Below are 1,447 nucleotides of genomic sequence, written 5' to 3' on the forward strand. Positions count from 1 at the left end.
GGCTCTTCGAAGTTGAGCGGGGTTCGTGACTGAAGCCGACCCGTGTGTGAGGGCTCGCAGCTCATCAGTGATCATCTGAGTGTCTAGATCGGACGGTCACAAGTGAAGAGCTGCGAGCATGGTCAACGATACGACCCGGCTGCTGGGCCTGGACGGCCTGGTCGCCGAGCGGGTCGAGCTGGACGCTGCGGGCGTCCCGGTGGTGAACTTGTCCACTGGTTGTGAGCAGGCACGATGCTGTCCGCAGTGCGGGCAGCGGGCGGTCCGGGTCAAGCAGTGGACCACGACCCGGCCGCGGGACCTGCCGATCGCCGGTAGGCCGGTGCGGCTGCGCTGGCGTAAGCGCCGCTGGTACTGCCCGACTCCCGCCTGCCCACGGAAGTCGTTCACCGAGCAGGTCGCCCAGGTGCCGGCTCGCGCCCGGCTGACCACTCGGCTTCGCCAGGCGGCCGGGGCCGCGGTCGCCGATGGCGGGCGCACGATCGTCCAGTCGGCTCGCGACCACGGCGTGTCGTGGCCGGTCGTCGCCGCCGCGTTCACCACCCACGCCGCCGCGGTGCTGCCGGACGAACCCGAACCGGTCGCGGTGTTGGGTATCGATGAGGTGCGCCGGGGCAAGCCGCACTGGATCTGGGATCAGCAGGCCGGCTCGTGGTCGGTCACCGCGGACCGCTGGCATGTCGGCTTCGTGGATCTGTCCGGCGGGCAAGGGCTGCTGGCCCAGGTCGAAGGCCGCACCACGGCGGCGGTCACCGGCTGGCTGACCGAGCGGCCGCCGGCCTGGCGCGAGCAGGTGAAAGCGGTCGCCATCGACATGTGCACCGTGTTCAAGGCAGCCATCCGGCAGGTCCTGCCCCACGCGAGGCTGGTCGTCGACCACTTCCACGTCGTGCAACTGGCCAACCGGGCCGTCACCGAGGTCCGCCGCCGAGTCACCCTCACCCAGCGCGGACGCCGCGGCCGTGGCAGCGATCCCGAGTGGCGCATGCGTAACCGGCTCACCCGCTGCGCCGCCCGGATGTCCGGCAAACACGTCGATCGGCTGGTCGACACCCTGCAAGCCCTGCCTGCCACGATCGGCACTCCGATCCTGACCGCCTGGAACGCGAAAGAGGACCTGCTCGACCTACTCGCGGTCGCCCGCACCCAGCCCGACCGGGAACACGTCCACCGGCTGCTGCACCGCTTCTACACCCGCTGCGCCGCCTCCGAGCTGCCCGAACTGCACCGGCTCGCCACCACCATCGAGACCTGGTGGCCGCAGATCCACGCATTCCTGACCACCGGCATCACCAACGCCGGCTCCGAAGGCACCAACCGCGTCATCAAAACCGTCGCCCGCGACGCCTACGGATTCCGCAACCCCGAAAACCAGCGGCTACGCACCCGCACCGCCACCACCCGCCGACACCGCGGACACCTCAACCCCGCTTAACTTCGAAGAGCC

The 1,447-nt window shown here is 70.0% G+C and carries 1 protein-coding gene; it reads left to right on the forward strand.

Going from position 1 to position 1,447, the window contains the following annotated elements; all coding sequences use genetic code 11:
- Positions 1-118: 118 nt before the first annotated feature.
- Positions 119-1,435 carry an ISL3 family transposase gene (locus tag CLV70_RS38805; protein WP_106131593.1) on the forward strand — a complete coding sequence of 439 codons (1,317 nt, stop codon included), beginning with the start codon at positions 119-121 and terminating at the stop codon, positions 1,433-1,435.
- Positions 1,436-1,447: the final 12 nt, after the last annotated feature.

It is taken from the genome of Pseudosporangium ferrugineum (assembly GCF_003002065.1).
GTDB classification, from domain to species: domain Bacteria; phylum Actinomycetota; class Actinomycetes; order Mycobacteriales; family Micromonosporaceae; genus Actinoplanes; species Actinoplanes ferrugineus_A.